At 47.0% G+C, this 14,973-nt stretch carries 17 protein-coding genes; 14 read left to right on the top strand and 3 right to left on the bottom strand.

Features of this window, described 5'->3' with window-relative positions; translation table 11 throughout:
- Positions 1-145 precede the first annotated feature (145 nt).
- Both BACCOPRO_RS15080 and BACCOPRO_RS15075 read left to right on the top strand, forming a co-directional pair.
- Positions 146-346, top strand: coding sequence for a hypothetical protein (locus tag BACCOPRO_RS15080; RefSeq protein ID WP_007898922.1), 201 nt, complete (start codon positions 146-148; stop codon positions 344-346).
- 179 nt (positions 347-525) lie between these two features.
- Positions 526-1,011: a dihydrofolate reductase family protein gene (locus BACCOPRO_RS15075; RefSeq protein ID WP_004308674.1), complete on the top strand. Its 486-nt coding sequence runs from the start codon at positions 526-528 to the stop codon at positions 1,009-1,011.
- Positions 1,012-1,352: 341 nt separating this feature from the next.
- On the opposite strand, the gene BACCOPRO_RS15070 is transcribed toward BACCOPRO_RS15075, so the two are convergent.
- Both BACCOPRO_RS15070 and BACCOPRO_RS15065 read right to left on the bottom strand, forming a co-directional pair.
- Positions 1,353-1,856: an SLOG family protein gene (locus BACCOPRO_RS15070; protein WP_007898915.1), complete on the bottom strand. Its 504-nt coding sequence runs from the start codon at positions 1,854-1,856 to the stop codon at positions 1,353-1,355.
- Between the two features lies 1 nt (position 1,857).
- Positions 1,858-2,424 (bottom strand): type I phosphoribosyltransferase, encoded by a 567-nt coding sequence (locus BACCOPRO_RS15065; protein WP_004323418.1) that lies wholly within the window; start codon positions 2,422-2,424, stop codon positions 1,858-1,860.
- Positions 2,425-3,420: 996 nt separating this feature from the next.
- Between BACCOPRO_RS15065 and BACCOPRO_RS15060 the strand changes: the two genes are divergently transcribed.
- The gene (locus BACCOPRO_RS15060; RefSeq protein ID WP_004308677.1) at positions 3,421-4,257 is read left to right on the top strand and encodes a phosphoribosyltransferase family protein; all 837 of its coding nucleotides are present in this window, start codon (positions 3,421-3,423) and stop codon (positions 4,255-4,257) included.
- Positions 4,258-4,289: 32 nt separating this feature from the next.
- Here the strand turns inward: BACCOPRO_RS15060 and BACCOPRO_RS15055 are convergent, their stop codons facing one another.
- Entirely contained in the window at positions 4,290-4,949 is a 660-nt protein-coding gene (locus tag BACCOPRO_RS15055) for a M23 family metallopeptidase (RefSeq protein ID WP_004323419.1), read from the bottom strand.
- A 221-nt stretch (positions 4,950-5,170) separates the two neighbouring features.
- On the opposite strand from BACCOPRO_RS15055, the gene BACCOPRO_RS15050 reads away from it, so the two are divergent.
- The 11 genes from BACCOPRO_RS15050 to BACCOPRO_RS15000 are packed head-to-tail and all read left to right on the top strand — an operon-like array spanning position 5,171 to position 14,955.
- The gene (locus tag BACCOPRO_RS15050) at positions 5,171-5,929 is read left to right on the top strand and encodes a DUF4099 domain-containing protein (protein WP_004323420.1); all 759 of its coding nucleotides are present in this window, start codon (positions 5,171-5,173) and stop codon (positions 5,927-5,929) included.
- Between the two features lie 20 nt (positions 5,930-5,949).
- Positions 5,950-6,174, top strand: a complete 225-nt coding sequence (locus tag BACCOPRO_RS15045; RefSeq protein WP_004323421.1) for a hypothetical protein — start codon at positions 5,950-5,952, stop codon at positions 6,172-6,174.
- Between the two features lie 25 nt (positions 6,175-6,199).
- Positions 6,200-7,768, top strand: a complete 1,569-nt coding sequence (locus tag BACCOPRO_RS15040) for a hypothetical protein (RefSeq protein ID WP_008659504.1) — start codon at positions 6,200-6,202, stop codon at positions 7,766-7,768.
- A gap of 4 nt (positions 7,769-7,772) precedes the next feature.
- The gene (locus tag BACCOPRO_RS15035) at positions 7,773-9,464 is read left to right on the top strand and encodes a toprim domain-containing protein (RefSeq protein ID WP_004323422.1); all 1,692 of its coding nucleotides are present in this window, start codon (positions 7,773-7,775) and stop codon (positions 9,462-9,464) included.
- A 12-nt stretch (positions 9,465-9,476) separates the two neighbouring features.
- Positions 9,477-9,962, top strand: coding sequence for a PH domain-containing protein (locus BACCOPRO_RS15030; RefSeq protein WP_004313632.1), 486 nt, complete (start codon positions 9,477-9,479; stop codon positions 9,960-9,962).
- The gene (locus tag BACCOPRO_RS15025; RefSeq protein ID WP_004308684.1) at positions 9,943-10,638 is read left to right on the top strand and encodes a hypothetical protein; all 696 of its coding nucleotides are present in this window, start codon (positions 9,943-9,945) and stop codon (positions 10,636-10,638) included. Before BACCOPRO_RS15030 ends, BACCOPRO_RS15025 begins: the two co-directional genes overlap by 20 nt.
- Before the next feature lie 12 nt (positions 10,639-10,650).
- Entirely contained in the window at positions 10,651-11,337 is a 687-nt protein-coding gene (locus BACCOPRO_RS15020; protein WP_004308685.1) for a hypothetical protein, read from the top strand.
- 12 nt (positions 11,338-11,349) lie between these two features.
- On the top strand, positions 11,350-11,994 hold the full coding sequence (locus BACCOPRO_RS15015) for a hypothetical protein (protein ID WP_004308686.1): 645 nt from the start codon (positions 11,350-11,352) through the stop codon (positions 11,992-11,994).
- A gap of 26 nt (positions 11,995-12,020) precedes the next feature.
- Positions 12,021-12,851 (top strand): M23 family metallopeptidase, encoded by an 831-nt coding sequence (locus tag BACCOPRO_RS15010; RefSeq protein ID WP_004313633.1) that lies wholly within the window; start codon positions 12,021-12,023, stop codon positions 12,849-12,851.
- 23 nt (positions 12,852-12,874) lie between these two features.
- Positions 12,875-13,156: a hypothetical protein gene (locus BACCOPRO_RS15005; RefSeq protein WP_009017568.1), complete on the top strand. Its 282-nt coding sequence runs from the start codon at positions 12,875-12,877 to the stop codon at positions 13,154-13,156.
- A gap of 14 nt (positions 13,157-13,170) precedes the next feature.
- On the top strand, positions 13,171-14,955 hold the full coding sequence (locus tag BACCOPRO_RS15000; RefSeq protein WP_004323424.1) for a hypothetical protein: 1,785 nt from the start codon (positions 13,171-13,173) through the stop codon (positions 14,953-14,955).
- The last annotated feature ends 18 nt before the right edge of the window (positions 14,956-14,973 follow it).

Below are 14,973 nucleotides of genomic sequence, written 5' to 3'. Positions count from 1 at the left end.
CCGGAACGGATTGCCCGTACTATATCGGAGAAAGGTGAACTATAAAGGGAGGTGGAATCGGATGGATTGGCCCATCTCTTGATAATTGCAGAATGACGACTGTATTAAATCATAGGGAATGAGTAAGTCTTTTTGATAAGGCAGAATGCAGTTCGGAACAGGCAACCAGAAAAACAATGTTTTTTGTTTGCTTATCCGCCAATTTTTCGTTATCTTTGTCAAAATGAAGACAGCAGACGGTACTTTCGGGTACGGTCATTGTCGTGACATGGAAGATTCATACTCGGCTTGGAAACAGGCGGAGATTGATATACATATTATACGTTCACTGAACGTCTTGGAATAGAAAACTGACACTTATCAAAAAGACAAGATGTATAGCAAAATATTCATACTGTATGTTTATACAGCAAGGGTTTGCTTATCTGCCTTTTAGGTATGGCAGTACCTCTATTCCGGAATAGCGTAGGTTCATGCTGTTCTTTAGGGTGCAAGGTGGACATAATTCTTAAAAACACATTGAATATGAAACAGATTTCCTTGCACGTGTATCAGTCCATCGACGGTTGTCCGGCTCCTTCGGACAAGCATTTTGATGCGGCTGTGGATGCCTCCAGTTGTGTGCTGATTGACGAAGAAACTTACCTGCGTATTTATATGAACCATTTGGGTTGGCCGATTACGGCGAAAGAGACTTTGGTTGTGACGAACGGCGGCATCGACCTGACGGAGAATGAACGAGTGAAGTTCATCCAAGGAGATGCAGTGGCAGAACTGAGACAGATGAAGGAAGACGGCGACGGTATGGTGGTGGCTTACGGTGAGGAAATCGGGGCTTTACTCTTGGATAACGGGCTGGCGGACGAAATCACAGTGACAACCGTTCCGGTACTAATCGGCGGCGGCGAAAAGGCATTGGAATGCGGATTGAATGACGGCAGAGCTTGGATTGTGCGGTCAAATAAGGTGCTGGTGGACGGAAAAATGAGGACGGTGTACGGGAAGGTCTAATATGACAAATAGATATTATAGCAAAAGTGCAGCAACCAATTGCTGCACTTATTTATAAAAAGACGTGCCTTAAACATGCTAAATAGGCGAAAAGTAAGGCAAGTATATTACTTTTTAAGCCGAATACTAAAAAAGGTAGAGAAAGATATAAGGAGGATGGAGCCTCCGAAGATATAAAAATACAGCAACACCAACTAAACCGGCACATAGGTAAAGCCGGGCAATACATCAGAACTAATAGCGTACTTTGCCATATCACGCTATGGCTGACAAAACAGCCTTTACATGAATGGCAAAGGAGTCACCGCTACGGCTCGGAATATGCGAAAACAAGATGGCTGTTATACGATTGAGCTGCCATAGAGATTTAGAACTTTTAGTCCATTCGCTGTAGCCTTACGATAAGTATAAAACGTACCACCCTTGGGTTTGCCGTCATACCAGGCAATAAGAGACGAACTTTGAAAAACCATATAGTCGTTGCGTCGAAGCAAACAGCCATAGTAGTAGTGTTCGCTCAGGATGATAACATCATCCGAGTTACAGAGAATAGTATCATACCGGGCTTTCATCGCATCGTTCCACCGCTCGGATTGTCCGCGATACGGTACTACGGCAATAACTTGCAGACCTGACAATTCGGACTGCAACGCAAGAGCAACTTCTGCCGCCAGCATATCAAACCCCATGGCACAACCACAGTAAAAATGACGATAACCTCCAGCGTATGCCTTGGTTATCGCTGCCTTTAATTGCAGCTTCAGTTGCTTCCTGTATAGGAATGGAATATTGCGGTGTCCACTGAAGCAAACGGACACTGCCTTATCATACTTTGTCTGGGTCATATTATTTCACTTTGTAATGGGTTCTTGCGAGGAATATACCTCCGAGTACATTAGCACCAAGGCTTTCAAGCTGATTGGCATAGGTAGCATAACTCAGCCCTTTGGTTATCACATCATCAAAGACTACCACAGACCTGCCGTTGAAAAAGGCCGAATCAAACTCAATGACGTTTACCTTACGGACTTCTTTCTCTGCCTTACGGTTTTCGTGAATGGTTAGCCTCTCACCACTCACTGATACATGGTCATAACCATTGATAGCTCCCGTCAGTTCGCATACTCTTTGGCAGAATGCTTTGTAACGTATCTCGTTCTTCTTATCGGTGGATGCCGGTACGGGAGAAAATACAATGTTAGTACATGATGTTCCATAACGTTCGGTCATGTTGGCTGCCGTGCGTTGAGCAACCTCTTCGTATGCCCGTCCATCCTTGAAATCAAAGACTAACTTGCGGTCTGCTATCTCACGCTCACTCACATTGCGTATGCGTGCAGGAAAATACTTACAGAACCATGCCTGTGGCTTGTCCAACTGTTTTTGAAGTTCTATGTCTATCGTCTTTGCCATAACTCTGATAATTTTTCTTTTTCCCTCTTTTTGAAGGCTGTTCAGCCTGCTGAGGGATATTTTCTGCCATCAACTGCCGCCCAAGAATACCGATAAGACAAAACGGGGACAAGAAATACGCTCTGACGTGTCAGAGGAAGATTTTTCGTTCCAGCGATAGTGGCGATTTGATGTTTGGTAAAAGGCGGCTTACTTTGCGGAAAATATGACTACAGCAGAGCTAACCGACAAACAGAATATGCTTTCTTACTACAGGCGGTTGTCATATAGACATGTAGAATAGGTGCAAGATTTATAAAAGGAATGGGTGGGCAGTGGAACGTCTGTGGCTTGCCGGTCCAAACTTCCCGATGAAGTGACCATACAACTTAGTCTCAAATCTGGCGAAGCGTAAACCTTGGCAGTTTGTGACCGAGGTGTACGGTCTTTTCATGTTTGGCTTCCGTAAAGAGTCTTTCACTCACCCCATAGCAGCTCTGCTGCCATAAGGTGAGTGAATGTCTCTTGCGGACAAGTCCTGTGACGCTCCGCTGATGGTGTGGGGCGAAGCTATAAAAACAAACAGACGGCATTGCCGGTTACAAAAGAACAGATAGCAGAGGTCGCTGCAAGGACAACAGATTGGCTTGATTGACACTTGTGGCAAATATGCCATCGTCCTTGCTTTATCCCAAAGACTGGTACACAGCATATAGCAGACTTGTATGCCATTTGCCGTGTACCGGTCAGGGCGAACATCTTCTATAAAAGTTGAGCATGTACAATTAAAAGAGGAAATTGTATGGGTAAGACTTTATGATATAAAAGTGATATGGCTTATAAATTATCGGTGCTATTTTAGATTAGTGCCACGATTTTGCTAACTTTGCAAGTGAGTGAAAACGAATTTGATATAAGTAATGAAGCCATAACCCCCATATCCGATTATGTCGAAATACACCGTAATGTTGTAAATAACCAGATTGAAACGGGCTGCTTCATTCAAATAAAAATACGATGAATGCAAGACTATTGTTCATACTCCTGCTTTTCACAATTGGGGCATTGTGGTATATTATCGGCTACTGGCGACGAAAAGCAGGAGAAGCGGCATTCGCCGCCGCACGGTTGACCGAAAAGAGCGAGGAACGTGAACGTTACTGTCGTCTGGCGGTAATGGCCGGTCATCGGGAAGCCTGCCGTATGTTCTGTCTCTTGCATCCCGAACGGTTTGATGGCCATTCTCCCCATAAGCCGTTCAAGTTACGAGGCATCCGAATCTCCTTTTACGGATATTACTATCCGTCACGATACAATGCGCTGCTCAATGATGAACAGAGGGCTTTCTGCCATTCCATCTACCAGTTCAAACAAGGAGATATACACGGAATCGAGTTCTTTAAAACGTGTATGAATGCCTTGCAACTGAAAAAGAGACCTTACCATATAATGTTCATGCCGTGTAGCAACTGGATAAAATACGGTCAACGGTTCAAACGGCTCGACTGGTACATCGGAAAGCACCGACAGGATTTAACTTCAGGACTGTACGACGTTGATATTTGCGATGCACGAGAAAGCCTGCATGAGGCCAAAGGTGGAGAGAAGCGTATCCTCGAACGAAACTACCTCATTACCGGAAAAATCAAAGGGAAAGAGATTATCATCATAGATGATGTGCTGACAACCGGGCAAAGCGTGGTGGATTACAAGGAAGAGATAGAACGGTGCGGTGGCAAAGTAGTGGCGGCTATCTTCTATGGCAAGACGCTCTCCATGCCTTCGATGCTCCTTGTACAAATACACGTCTGGGGCAACCATATTGCCCATATTATTGAACGGATGACAAAGTAACCGGAACGTTTTCAGCCCTTTTCACTTCTCTTTTACAAACCTGCCAATGCTGATATACACTCCTGCCGGATGGATTGGATATAATCGAGTATAAGCGAGGGGCTGATACTCCTGCCATTGAGTTTGCAGGTGATATGCAGGTGTTCGCCGGTGCTGCGTCCTGTGGAGCCGGTAATGCCAACCACATCACGAGGATGAACTATTGCCCCTTTGACGATAAGAATTTTAGAGAGATGACAATAACTGACGGTGTACCTACCATGCCGCAAGGTTACATACTTGCCGGAAGTCTTGTCCTGTCCGACCTTCACGACCACACCCTCCATCATGGCCATCACCTTGTCGCCACGTGCGCGCAAGTCCAGTCCGCCATGAAATTTACTCTTTCCCGTAAACGGGTCCTTACGGTAGCCATAAGGCGAAGTGACCTTGATATAACGTAACGGGTAACTTACACTCAAGTAACGATCCATCCACTTTTTCTTATCCATATCTGCGGATACCGGGATACCTGTTGAAACTTCCTGTACGGAAATCTCGCTTTCGGATGCCGGTTCCGCTTGGTCTAACCCCATATCCAATACCTCCATCTTGTAGCGTGTTGGGGTAACGGCAACGGTATTGAATTGTGCTTTGGCTGGCGTGATACATAATGAGACACCCGTCATCATCAATAATAAAATCTTTCTCATGGCAGCAAAGTTAGCACGCTCTTCTTATGGTCTGTCCATTGCCGACTGTTTTCTCTCCAAATATAACTATTTAATCAATTTTGAATATGATTATTTGCGAAAAATCATATTCAAAACATTAAAAATACCACTTTATAATCACTTATAAAGAAATGTTTTAGTCATCAGATAAGAAATCGCTCTATATTTGCTGAGTATAATTTTATAACATCGTTCAGAATATGAAAAAAGAACAATTTGAGTTCAACGAACTGCCTTATCCGACATTGGCCCGCTTTGGGCTTACCCAAGAAATGATTGAAGATTTGCCCCTGTGTATCCTGAAAGAAATCGGGAAAGGCGGCTACTCGCCGGTACTGCCCATGCGTGTCACTAACGAGAATGGCGAAGTAATCGAGAGTCGCAGTCGGTTTGCCTTTATCCGTATGGATAGCGGCGAGGTGGATGTGGTTTTTTATCCCACACTGAAGTCGTCACCACTGGAATGCTACAACGAGGAGCAGCAAAAACAGTTGCTTGACGGCAAATCCATCATTGCAGACGTGGCTATGGCGGACGGACGACGCAGTAAAGCTTTCGTGCAAATCGACGAGGAAACAAAACAGGTGATGTATGTTCCGACACCCATCATCGCCCGTAACCTGAAAGTGCTGGCAGAGGTAATGTACTTAGGTACAGTAGAAGTTAACGGAATGCAGCATGGTGAGCCTCTGACGGTGGCAGTGGATGGCGAACCTGTCACGGTAGGCATCGACCTTCACAACAAGACGGGCATCCGTTTCTGCGCAGGTGACGCGCAGAAATGGAAAGAGCAACCCAAGCGTGAATGGGATAAGTACACCTTCGGTTGCTACGGTTGCTGGGTGATGGATGATGACGGCAATCTCGACTACGTTCCAGAGGAGGAATACACCGAAGAACTGTGGAACGAACAGAAGAAAAGCGGTGAGCGTAACCGAGCGGCAGGTATTCACAAATAAGACCTATTTAATATAAGCGTATGGCACAACAGATATATTATCCCGAAGAGATTCTCGTCGAGAAGATGCAGAGCGGCGAATACGGCTGGCTCGATTACATCAACCATTTTTCTGCCGAGTGGCAGGAGGAGTACGCCCATTACTGTGAGGCAAAAGGACTCACGGTCTGCGAAGATTCTGCCGCCGGGTTTGTCCGTTTCAAAGACGAACAATTGGAAGCGGCTATGAAATACGGCAACGCATAACAAGTAACCATCATAACATCAGACTATGACGATACGAACAAATACTAATCCTCGGCAGATGGACTTGCAACCCGAAATGCGCAATCTACTGATGCGTAACGGACTTCAAGCCCATGTCGCATTTGACGGAGGCGGCTACCGGCTGATTGTGCAAGGGCATGATTCACCGTTATTGGTCTATCCTATAACAGAACGACAGATGTTGGCTCTGACGGACTGGGGAACGAATACGGCCAACAAGAAAGCCTACAACATACTCACGAGTATCATAGGAAAAGACTTCTATATGCCGAAAAATTTCGTCCATGCCCGCAATGCCAACGGTCGCGTGGCGATGGGGCTACATGGCTACCGCATCGGTATCGGTGAGTACGGACACATGGGGCGACTGGGTATGCCCCCTCCATTCCTTGGTTGGACACCACGCGAACAGTGGGGTTTCCACCTACGCAGAGTTGGTGGGCAGCTTTTCTTTCCGGGGCCATCCATCGTACCCGAACGCCCAGACGGGCGCATGAAGCCCGGCGAACTGCAATCGGGTGGCTACGGCTTTTACTACAAAGGCGGTCAACAGGAGCAACCCATTGTACAGCAAGATGTATTGAAGAACTTGCAGGAGGTCATTACACCGCTTGTCAGCCGTCCGCGCAGCAAGGAACCGGCACAAGCATACAAGGAGTTGATTGCTTCACCAGTCTATTTTTCCAACGAGAAATGGTCGGAGTGCCTTACTTCGCACGGTCTTATCGTGGATATGGAACGGAGGACACTGACCGTACAATCGGAAAGTGTCAATGCCGATATGGTCTATGACCTGACGGAAGAAGAAGTGAAAAAACTGGCTACCGCATCCATCGAGGAACAACCTGTGGAGAAACGGCTGGATCTGCTGAACGGCATTATCGGAGCGGACTTTGCCGATAAAGTAACGATGGAACAGCTCAACAGCGAACAACGCATCAGTATCGGCCTGCATCCCGAAGTGCGGCATGAACTGGAAGAACGGCAGCGGCAGGAACAAGAATTATTCATGCAGCAAGAAACTCCGATGCGGCAGGAATACATACAGGGCAGTATCGGTGCAGCCGTGGACGGTCGTGACCTGCAACTACTCAACGAAAGCAAAGGCTGGTATCGTGAGGAGAAACATGGCCGGGAAGTAGAGGTCAGTGACATTGCCGTGCAACCAGCACAGACGGAGGGTAAATACAAGATGTCCGCTGTTATTGACGGACAGGTCATCAGCCACGAAATCAGCCAGAAAGACTACGACAAGTTTCTTGCTGTGGATGATTACCACCGGATGAAACTTTTTTCGAAGATTTTCAACGAGGTGGATATGAAGACACGTCCTGAAGCGAACAAGGGGCTTGGCGTGAAGATATTCGCTGCCCTTACCGCCGGTGCTGTGGTGGCATCGGAAGTCGCACATGGCTTCCATCACCACCACTCTCCGGAGTTCTATGGCGAACGTTTCAGCGGACCGCCACATCCATACTTCAAGCCCGGCGTAGATACACCGAGAGATGTGGCCATCCGTAATTTCGAGGCACAGATGAATCAAGATATTAATGAAATGAGAAGAGGGAGGTAAACCTATGAGAGACGGAGACCTTACATACGATGACTTTCTGCAACGACTAAACATCCAGGACGTATTGATTGACGCAGGGTATCACCTGAACCGTCGTGACGGTCTGCGCTATCCCTCGTATGTTCGTTTGGACAGCGACGGCAGACGTATCCGTGGTGACAAATTTATTGTGACACAACAAGGAAAATGCTGTTTCCACGCACAACAACAGAAAGTTTATAACATCATTTCCTTCATCAAGGAGCATCCGCACTTTTTCACGGAGTACCATGCGGGTATGTCTCCGGACAGACTGGTGAATCTTGTCTGTAACAGATTACTGAACATTCCTGTCACTGAACGGAAAACCCGAATAGTGAACCCTAAACGAGATGTAAAGCCATTTGACATAGCGGATTACGACATTCATAAGTTCAATCCGCAGAATCGGGAAACGCAGAAAAAATTTTATCCTTATTTTAAAAGCCGAGGTATCGACCTTTATACACAATATGCCTTCCATCGGCATTTTTATCTGGCTACGAAACATCGGGAGGACGGTGCGACCTACACGAACCTGTCCTTTCCACTAACCCTGCCCAAAGGCGACGGAGCGATTGTGGGACTTGAAGAACGAGGACGTGCCCGTATGGACGGGAGCGGCAGCTACAAAGGCAAAGCCGCAGGGAGCAATTCAAGCGAGGGACTGTGGATTGCCAGCCCTGCCCGCACTTCTCTCACCTCCGCCAAACATATCTATTGGTTCGAAAGTGCTTATGATGCGATGGCATATTACCAACTTCATCAGGCACAGAACAAGGATCTGCGAAAGGCGGTATTCATCTCTACCGGAGGGGCACCGAGCCAGCAGCAATTCATAGGAGCGATAAAAGCAACTCCCCATGCCTCACATCATCTTTGCTTCGATCATGACCGTGCCGGACAAGTCTATGCTATCCACTTTGCTCTCACTCATGCAGGCTGGAACTTCTCCACCTGTCTGTCACAAACCGGCAGACTGATTGTACAGAACAACAGCGAAGACTATTCACAGTATGAAATAGAACTTGAACCATTCAATTTTGAAAAGATTACAGCCATTCTGGGTATAAATGATGCAAAACAAAATTTGAAGAATGGGGAGCGTGACGACATGGGAATTGGTGACGGCTATCTACAGGAAATGAGAATGGTTTGTATGGATGAGTACGAAATGGCTCGTGACGAAGGTTCTGCCAGTGAGGAAGAATTAGAGAAAATGAGAAGCAATCTGGAAGCCATCGAAAAAGCGATTGATGCTTCCATTTCCGGTCCGGAAGCTACAGGATGCATCTTGTATGAATCTGCCGCAGAGGGTTATAAGGATTGGAACGACCAGCTACTCGGCAAACGGATAAAACCAGAGAAGGATAACCTTGACGATTGGGAGATCAGCGGTAAAGCCACGCTGAATCATGCCTTGTCCGATTTGCCCGAAGTCAATCCGGAACATATCCGAAACGGATTATACGACGAAGCGGACCATGAGGCTGTGCGAAAGCGTCTTGAACGTGCGGACAGAGTAATATTCTCCTTTGAAACCAATGACCAAGGAATGTCAGATAAGGGTTTTCAGGAAATGTACAAGATACGGGAAGAACTTGCCCGGTTGGAAGTGGATATAACCAATTCTCTTTCCGGAATGAGAGAAGACTTTCATTCCCGTTTTCACCGATAATCCATAAAACCTATGCAGAGAACTTGTCACAAAACCATTGTCATCCATCCACATACCGGGCAATTTGTCATCAACGAGCTGCCCACTCTCGTGCTGTGCGGCACTGTATGGGTGTACGGAGGCATGGAAGGGCTGCCATTGACAGCTATTGCCACAGTAATTGCCTTGATACTCTCGTTACTGTTACTCTACCGTTATCTCTACCTGCGGCGAATCCGTTATTGCATCGGCACGGAACAACTTGTCAGTGAATACGGTATTATCCGTCGCAAAGTGGATTATATGGAGCTATATCGTATCGTGGATTTTCAAGAGCACCAAAGCCTGCTGCAACAATTTTGTGGGCTGAAAACCGTACGTATCCTTTCAATGGACAGAAACACGCCCCGTCTTGACCTGATCGGTATCTTCCATAGGGACGACCTCGTGTCAATTATCCGTGAACGGGTAGAAACTAACAAACGAAAAAAGGGAATATATGAAATCACGAATCATTAGTCTGGGGCTGGTTGCCTCGCTGGTATGCCTGCTTCCACAGGTGGCAGAAGCCCAAATTGCGGCTTCCAATCCGTTGGAATGGACTGCATTGGCCGAAGGTAACGAACTGATAAACGGGCAGATTGAAAAACAAATAAAGGGACAGACACAAACAGCCTTGCTCCAAAACAGCATCGCTACCGAGTTCAACCAAATCCACAAGTGGGAGAAGCAGTACAACAGTTACCTCAAGACAGCAAGCGGTTACGCTTCATCACTGAAAGCCTGTACGCATCTCTACAATGACGGTGTGCGGATTTTCCTCACGCTGGGGAAATTAGGCAAGGCCATCCAAAACAATCCGCAGGGCATTGTGGCCAGTATGAACATGAACAACCTCTATATAGAAACAGCAACGGAACTTGTCTCTGTTTTTACATTGCTGAATGACGCTGTGGCCAAAGGTAGCAACGAAAACATGCTTACGGGGGCAGAACGCAGCAAGACGCTATGGGCGTTGAACGACCAACTATCGGATTTTAGCCGGAAGTTACATCTGCTCTATTTGAGCATACGGTACTATACTTTCAATGATGTGTGGAACAACGTAACGGCAGGAATGCTTGACCGTGACAACGGTGAGGCAGCTCGTATGGCTCTGTCCCATTGGCACAGGGCGGCAGCTCTCGTCCGATAAAATATATCAGTTATGAAATGGACAATTTGGATAAGTATATTACTGCTGTGTCTTACCGGTATCGGTGAGGTACAAGCGCAGAATGACCCTGTACTGGCCGGAATGATTGCAGTATATACCGAAAAGGCAGAGAAGGAGCTGAAGAATCAGGAAAAGGTCATGCTGATGCAGACCACCGGACATATTTGGACAAAAGAAGAAGTGCAGGCGACAACAGACCTGCAACGAGAGTTTAATAACTATCTAAACTCTTTCCGGTCAATAGTCTGCTATGCGGCGCAAACTTATGGGTTCTATTATGAGGTATCGAGGCTGACAGACAATATGGGCGACTTCACCAAACAATTGAAGCGAAGTCCAGCCAATACGCTTGCCGTAGCCCTATCCACACAGCGCAACAAGATTTATAGGGAACTGATGATGAACAGCGTGGAAATAGTGAACGATATACGCACAGCGTGCCTTTCGGAGAACAAGATGACGGAAAAAGAGCGTATGGAAATTGTCTTTGGCATCCGTCCAAAGCTCAAAACTATGAACACAAAGCTGCAACGACTGACCAAAGCGGTAAAGTACACGACAATGGGCGACATTTGGCGGGAAATCGACGAGGGTGCACGTCCCGAAGCTGATAAACGTAGTATCGTGGACGCAGCCAAGCGACGTTGGCGACAGATTGGAAAGAATGTAAGACCTTAAAAATGTAATGATATGGGAATTTGGGATTCAATATTAAAATATGGCGGCAAAGCAGCAAAAGCTACCGGAAGAAGTATGGGACATGCTGCACTGCATCCTTCACAAACCTTACGGGGCACAGGACAAGCCGTCAAGACCGCAGCCATCGGCGGTGCAGTCGGTTATGTGGGTTGGGAGAAACTAACCACAGATAAGAGCGTGGTACATATCGTAAGCGATGCGGTCATAGGGAAATCGGCTACGGATACCCTTGCAGATGCAGCGGACGGTGTGCGAGAACTGACAAGCAAAGCCGGAGAAGCAGTCGGTTCCGTCAGCGGTACGGTAGCCGGCATAGACTCAAAACTGGGTGGAGTATCGAATTTTCTACGGCAAGTCTCCAATGGCGGAGTTTCCGATATGTTCGGTAACTTTTTCCGTAATCTCGGACAGGGTAACGTGTCGGGATTGAGTATAGCGGGACTGGTCGCAGCAGCATTTCTTATATTCGGACGCTTCGGCTGGCTGGGCAAGATTGCCGGTGCATTTCTCGGCATGATGCTTATCGGTAACAATGCCGGTATTTTCCGCACACCTGATACGAGAAGCATACAACGAATACAGACACCCGCTCTTCCCGTTGAAGAACAGACGAATAGCGGGGGGATGAAAAGATAAGAATAAGAATCAAATATAATCACATAATGAAATATACAGAAGAAATGATCCTGCAATCCGAAAGTGGATACTGTATGCCTTTTGAAGAACGGAAGGGCAAGGATGTGAAACTATCGCTCGGCTATGGCGAACAAACCGATCCGACAACGGGCAAAACATATTTTCATCATGGCATCGACTTCGATGTACGGTGTTACACACTGGCGGCTGTCGCCAGCGGTATCGTGTCAGGTATAGGCAATGACCCTATACTCGGCATCTGCCAAACTATACGCTATGGGGAGTATGAAGTGACCTATGGGCATTTGTCAAATGTCTTCGCCCAGTTCGGACAGCGTGTCAAGGCCGGACAGACTGTAGCTTTAAGCGGTGACAAGCTGCATATCGGGATACGCTTCAAGGGTGAGGAACTGAATCCGCTGGAATTTCTAACCATGCTGTATGGGAATATCCAAGCATTGTGTCATGCTGATGGAGGCGAAGCGGCAACATCTCCCAACATGGAGATGGCACTGACCACCGATTACGAGCAGGACAGACAGGAAATAGAGGAATTGATGCTACGTTTCCTGCCCTACTACATGGAAGACTTACAGCGTGGTGCATACCGACTTCCTCCACATACGGAGCAGTCACTCCGCCATGTCTTTACAATGGGAGCAGTCAAAGAATATTTCTATGAAAATATGCCAAGTATATCCAACCCACTCGGACTGGGACATAAAGCAATGCCGCTTGCTTGTAAGGTGCAGAACCTACTCATTGCGGACTTCCTGCATTACCTTGCCCTACGGCATGGCGTGTACTTATCGACGATGGGCGATGATGTAAAAAAAAACTCTACGACGAAGCCCTGACCCATAGTGGTATCATTGACCCACTGGCAGAATTAGACATAGACATCCAGAGCTTTGACATACCGAGAGCAGTCACGGTATATCCTGACCGGGCCGGTGTGCGCTGGTGGACGAAAGCATGGTTCAATAACCGGGAAGAGGGCGAAGCATCGGTGGAGATTGAGCGAGAACAAGCGATACGCTTCATTCACGACAACATCGAGAAGGATGTATGGCTGGAAGAGTTTTATCCCAAACAGATGGAAATTTACCACAACGCCATCGAGCAGACAAAAGAGCAATTATTAATGAATAGAATAGGATAAACATATAATACACTATGGACGGAATCAAGCATAGCGGACGGTTTGCAGAAATGGAACGCCTCGTGAACGACTATTTCAACTGCCATATCGCACCCATCATGTCAAAAACGCGGACTGACCTCATACGGAATCAGGGAGAGGAAATGAAAGAATATTCCACCTCTTTAGGTGGTATTCTCAGTATGATGGCATCTTCGGCACAACCAATGAGCGACCCCTATCAAGCACTCAAGGTCACAGGCGAATGGAACTCCAAAACAACAGAGGACTATATCGAGATGTGCAAGACGGAGATTACCGGTTCCGAGGAAATGCAGCAAGACCTTGCGTATATGGCCGGGCAGTGGCGGGATACCGTCGTGCAGGAAATCGGAAGGGCACGTTACAATGAGTTGTCAGAACAGCTCGGTTGTGACCTCGCCTATGCCTATATGGACCACCGAATAGAGGAACTGATGATTGACCGGTTGGTGAAAGAACGTATGCCCAAGTCTTCCGCTGACTACATCATCCGAAAGGCTGCCGAATCGAGTCTGCTGGGATTATCGCAGACGTTAAGCCGTTCACCGCTGACCGATGAAATAGAGGCACGAGGCGAAGCAGCTTACCGCCCGAACAGATGGGAAAAAGGTACGGGATGGATGTTGGGCACAGCCGCAGATACCCTGATGATGGGTGGTACTGGTTCATGGACGACACTGGCAAAGTTTACCGGTGCAGATGTGGCTATTGCAGCCATCACCAATCATTTTGAAGGCAAGAAGCCTGATACCCTTTCAGTAGAACAGTGCATCAGTAAAGGAGTGTTCGGCAGAGACAGAAACGTATTCGACGATTTTCGCAAAGAGGCAGCCCAAATACAAATCAAAGAGAACACGGCGATTGGTACAGACAACAAGCAACTGAAAAAGAAAATCCCTGTCATGGACTTTGGCTTCATGGAATGGACACAAAACCAGAATAGCGGTTTATTGTGGCCGAATGTACAGAGCAAGGAAGAACAGAAATATGAGGAACGGTACAAGGATGTGCCGATTGTTGTTGCTCCCGGACAGGAAGAAGCCTACTTGCAGTCTTTGGAACAATGTGACAAAGCGAAAATGGTCAGGACAGAACAGGATGAAATTATGAAAGAAGAGAAGCATGAAACTGTTGTTCCTGCCAATGATGCGGAACAACATGTACAAACGATACAAAGTGCGCAAGTAGCACAGGGAAACGGTTGGGGCGGACTGCTTGGTATGCTGGGACTGGATGGCATAGGTAATATCACAGGCAATCTCGGTTATGTAATGGCCATGCTCCCTGATGTTCTACTGGGAATATTCACAGGCAAGACAGAATCATTGCATTTGGAAGACAATATGTTACCGATAGCGAGCATTGTGGCGGGTATGTTTGTGCGTAACCCGTTGCTGAAAATGCTCCTGATAGGCCTGGGAGGTATGAACTTGTTGAATAAGGCAGGACACGAAGCCTTGAAAGAACGAACAGAGGGAAAACTGAACGTAACAAATGAGAACAATGTGCAGTACCGACGCTATACAAATGAAACTCTGAACCCACGTATAGTAAACCCTGTATTGCAAGATAGTACGTTGATTGCCACGATAGACCGAGTACCGTGTACCATCCAGTTGTCACCGATTGTAGCAGAAGCCTACCGTACCGGGGCATTGCCTTTGAACACGCTGGCAAATGCTGTCCTTGCCAAGAACGACCAGCTTCGCCAGGCTGCCGCACGGAATTATGAGGACGGAAAACTGGAAACCATCGTGCGCCCACGGGGTATTCAATAATCCTATAATCAAATAAAC

This window comes from Phocaeicola coprophilus DSM 18228 = JCM 13818 (assembly GCF_000157915.1).
Taxonomy (GTDB): domain Bacteria; phylum Bacteroidota; class Bacteroidia; order Bacteroidales; family Bacteroidaceae; genus Phocaeicola; species Phocaeicola coprophilus.
Note: the sequence above shows the minus strand (reverse complement) of the source record. Positions and strands in the feature narration are given on the sequence as shown.